Source organism: Pseudoalteromonas sp. SG44-17 (genome assembly GCF_014164235.1).
Classification (GTDB): domain Bacteria; phylum Pseudomonadota; class Gammaproteobacteria; order Enterobacterales; family Alteromonadaceae; genus Pseudoalteromonas; species Pseudoalteromonas rhizosphaerae.
The window spans coordinates 1-3,883 of record NZ_JACJEV010000071.1; the positions used below are offsets into that span (position 1 = coordinate 1).

Genomic DNA, 3,883 nt, shown 5'->3' on the forward strand with positions numbered 1-3,883 from the left:
AGACATAAGCAAACTCGCAAACTCGCAAACATTGACAATGCTGTGCACTCTTGCCACTGTTATACAAAGCAATAATTAAGGAGTGTTAATTGTGTCTAATTGGGTTGAGGCAAGTGTTAAAGATATTGTTTGGTGGACTGATACGTTATTTAGTTTAATTGTGAATGCCGATGTGGAGCCGTTTAAAGCAGGACAGTTTACTAAGCTTTCTATGATGATGGATGAAAAACGTATTGCACGGGCTTACTCTTACGTAAATGCACCAAGCTCTCCCGATTTAGAGTTTTATCTTATTAACGTGGCAGATGGCTTATTATCACAACAATTAGCCAAGCTTAAACCCGGCGATACGGTGATGATTGAAAGCCGCGCCAGTGGATTTTTTACTATTGATGAAATCCCCGCCAGTGAACAGTTATTTATGCTTAGCACCGGAACCGCAATTGGGCCGTTTTTATCCATTTTAGAGCAGCCTGATGTGTGGCAGCAATTTAAGCACGTTACCTTAGTGCATGGTGTGCGTTTGAATGCAGATTTAAGTTATCAAGCAAAAATTGCGCAGTTACAGCAGCAGTATCCGCAATTGAGTTATCTGCCCGTAGTGAGTCGCGAGCAGGCAATTGTCGGCTTAGATGGGCGTATTACTGACCGAATCGCCGATGGCACCTTATTTAAGCATTGTGATAGCGCAGTTAGCCCGCAAAATAGTCAATTTATGATCTGTGGTAATCCACAAATGGTTAAAGACACCAGCGCATTATTAACCGAGCAAGGCTACACTCGCAATCGTCGTAGGGAGCCTGGGCAAATCACCGTTGAGCAGTATTGGTAAAAAGCTATCGCGATCCGGTAAATTTTGTTATTTTAGAGTTTCTTAAATTACTCAGGAACAGTATGAAACCGTTATTTTTTTTAGTAAGTTTGCTATTTCCGTGGCAGTTATTAGCAACTGCAGCTGATGTAGTTGAACCACAAACTAAAACTGAAACAACAGCAGCTAAATTGCCTGCTGTAGTAAAAACGACTGACACTAGCACTGGCGAAGAAAAATCAGTGCAGAGTAAAGCCCCAGCTAAATCAACTGAGGTTGAATTACAAGATAGCCCTGCGGTGATCACTTTAACCCCGCAAAATGAGCAATCAGCTGAACCTGTAAATGTTGAACCAACTCAGCCAATTAAAACAGACACCAGCAAACCAAGCGAGCCTGAAGTTGATACCAGTAAGGTACTTGGTACTGAAGCGGCAAAACCTGCTGAACTTCCTAAAACACAACAAGAAAAACAGCTTGCTGTCGCACAAGCAGAGCAAGCAGTGATCCAAGCTAAAGAAGCGCTAACACTCAAACAACAAGTTAAAGCTAAACAGTCACGCGAATCGTTAGCCGTTATTGAGCAATTAATTAAGGCGTATAATGCCAGAAACATCGATGCATTTATTAGTATGTATGATGAAAATGTAGAGTTTTATGCCTTTCCAAACGAGTTACTTTTTAAGGGCAAAGAAAAACTGATTGCCCGTTACGGAATAATGTTTAAAAAATTAAAGTGTATAAAATCATCCCCAATTAAACGTATTGTGCACGGTAATATCGTTATCGATCATGAACTGTCAGAAACCTGTTCAACAGATCCAAATGTAGTTGATAAGCGCGGAGAGTTAATCTCTAGCTATCAAGTTGAAAATGGCAAAATAACCAAAGTACTCTTTTTTAGATAGAGTATTAATAAGCAGATTGTTTATAGGCAGATAAAGGGGCCGCGACTAGCATGCAAATTAGTGATGATAAAAAAATTCAGTTACTTTATCGTGTAGAGCCTGGCTGTTTAGGGCCAACGGGAGCACAAACCATTGAGCGTTTCTGTGATTATGCTAATCAGCAATTGGTCGCCCCTTATTTTGCCCTTTATCACTTTACCCCGCGGTTTGATAAAACTAAAGCCGAGCGCGAATACAGTATTAATGCTCGGCTGTTGTCTGATCAGCATGCGCAGGCTTATCTTGCGCACTTTAAAACCAACAAAGATGAGTTTGAAGAGCAACTCGATGAACTGCTCACTCAAGCAATCGAAAGCTTTTTAGAACGTTAAGTCGCCAGATACAATCGCATTAAAGCTGCTATTGTCGTGCAAACTGGCAAATGCACTTTCATGTAATAGCTCATTACGTAAGTTTGGTGAATACTCCAACGACATTTTTATATCGGCCAACGCATCAGCGTGTTTATGAGTCAACGCATAAGCACATGCACGTTGCCAATAAGCGTAGCCATAGTCACTGTCTATATCCAAGGCTTGGTTACACAACTCTATCGCCTGAGCTGTTTCATTAAGCTCTAGTAATGCATCGGCTTTGTAAGCGATAGCTTCAACATCTTCGGGTTTACGTTTTAAAATCTCATCAAATATTTCGATCTTATTGGCTATATCGCTTTCTAAATTTGCACGCATCCATAAAGAATGGACTTCATTGGTAACAGATATTTTTTGTTGGTTACTTAAGATTTCTTCAGAGCGCTCGCGTAGCTTTTCTTCAAATGTATTCAAACGTGCTTCGTATTCATTGGTGATCACGCTGACACGGGTATTTACAATATCTTCGACTTTGTTTTTTACATCACGTAACGAGTTCCAACCAACCAGTACCAAAATAGAGGCTGTGGCAGTGATGATAAAAAATACATTATTAATTGTATCTGTGGTGTAAGTCAGTGCGCGATCAGCGGTATCAAGCTGAGCATGAGTGACTTGTTTGGTAACGTCTTCACGTAGTTTTTGCTGATCTTGGCGTACCGCTTTGAGTTCATCAAGAATATAGCGTTCCATCAAGGGTCTATACATCGGCTCTTGAAGTTTTTTGAGTGCCTGTTGTTGCTGTTGTGGGCTGGGTGCAGCGCGAGACTCTTCAGCCTGTGCCTGAGCTGCCACAAAAGTGGCAAAAAGAAGTAAAATTGATACAAAATAATGACGCATACTACTGCCTAGTCGATAAATTAAAGTGCTAAGTAAATTACTGAAACTGTAACATGACTACCTATGAGTAACTAGGCCGCGTTGATTTTTCGAGGTTATTTTAACAGCAATATGCTGGGTAATTGCTGCTGTGGAAGAAAATGAAGCCAGTAAAAACAGGCAAAAAAAACCAGCTCTAAGAAGAGCTGGCCAAACTGCTTAAACAACTTAAAGTCGTTAGGGATATCAACAGGAGTGAGCGTTTATAATAACCAAATATATCTGAACAACGTCTTAATATTTAAAGCATTACAAATATTGGAAAATACTTTTTGGCCCCATTAACTCCACGCAGATCATTTACCTCAGCCACCGTTGGGTGATATTGCATGGTAACTAAACAATTTGCTCGTAAAGAATACGGTCATTGTTGAGTAAATATTCTGGTGACAGGGTCATCAAAATAATTTAAAAATTGTAGCCGCGAGTTTACCTCGCGACCTATAAACCGGCTTCGGGTTTGGTGCTACGGAATACACCCTAGCACCAAGCTCCTTTTACTGTGGTAGGAACTGGCTTTAGCCGTGATTATCTTAAAATCACTTTTACCACCGAGGGCACTGAGGTGCTTCGCTGCACGGAGAAGAAAAAAAGTGCTTCGAGCTGTGAGCTGATCCTAGTACCTAGTTACTTTTACTGCCGTAGGAACTGGCTTTAGCCGTGATTATCTTAAAACCAATTTTACCACCGAGGGGCACTGAGGCGCTTCGCTGCACGGAGAAGATAAAAAGTGCTTCGAGCGACGGGCGGAGTTTTTCAAGTTAGTTGTCGCATCAAGTTAAATTTTATGCCGCCCGCACTTCTTCTTTTTTCTCTGGATTCAAATTTACTTCATTGATCATTGTCCAATTTCGAGACTTTCCTGACCAACG

General features: G+C 40.9%; 4 protein-coding genes. 3 read left to right on the top strand and 1 reads right to left on the bottom strand.

What is annotated here, in order from left to right; translation table 11 throughout:
* Positions 1 to 91 precede the first annotated feature (91 nt).
* The 3 genes from H5182_RS21830 to H5182_RS21840 all read left to right on the top strand — a co-directional run bounded on the left by H5182_RS21830 (position 92) and on the right by H5182_RS21840 (position 2,090).
* Entirely contained in the window at positions 92 to 832 is a 741-nt protein-coding gene (locus H5182_RS21830) for a ferredoxin--NADP reductase (RefSeq protein ID WP_145238792.1), read from the top strand.
* A gap of 62 nt (positions 833 to 894) precedes the next feature.
* The gene (locus H5182_RS21835) at positions 895 to 1,719 is read left to right on the top strand and encodes a nuclear transport factor 2 family protein (protein WP_182760638.1); all 825 of its coding nucleotides are present in this window, start codon (positions 895 to 897) and stop codon (positions 1,717 to 1,719) included.
* A gap of 50 nt (positions 1,720 to 1,769) precedes the next feature.
* On the top strand, positions 1,770 to 2,090 hold the full coding sequence (locus tag H5182_RS21840) for a hypothetical protein (RefSeq protein WP_145238785.1): 321 nt from the start codon (positions 1,770 to 1,772) through the stop codon (positions 2,088 to 2,090).
* Here H5182_RS21840 and H5182_RS21845 read toward each other — a convergent pair.
* Positions 2,079 to 2,972, bottom strand: a complete 894-nt coding sequence (locus tag H5182_RS21845) for a TPR end-of-group domain-containing protein (protein ID WP_145238782.1) — start codon at positions 2,970 to 2,972, stop codon at positions 2,079 to 2,081. The genes H5182_RS21840 and H5182_RS21845 overlap by 12 nt on opposite strands.
* Between the last annotated feature and the right edge of the window lie 911 nt (positions 2,973 to 3,883).

What these genes read in the sequence shown, in the direction of transcription:
- H5182_RS21835 (WP_182760638.1), top strand. Translation starts at nt 895, where the DNA reads ATGAAACCGTTATTTTTTTTAGTAAGTTTGCTATTTCCGTGGCAGTTA.
- H5182_RS21840 (WP_145238785.1), top strand. Translation starts at nt 1,770, where the DNA reads ATGCAAATTAGTGATGATAAAAAAATTCAGTTACTTTATCGTGTAGAG.
- H5182_RS21845 (WP_145238782.1), bottom strand. Translation starts at nt 2,972, where the DNA reads ATGCGTCATTATTTTGTATCAATTTTACTTCTTTTTGCCACTTTTGTG.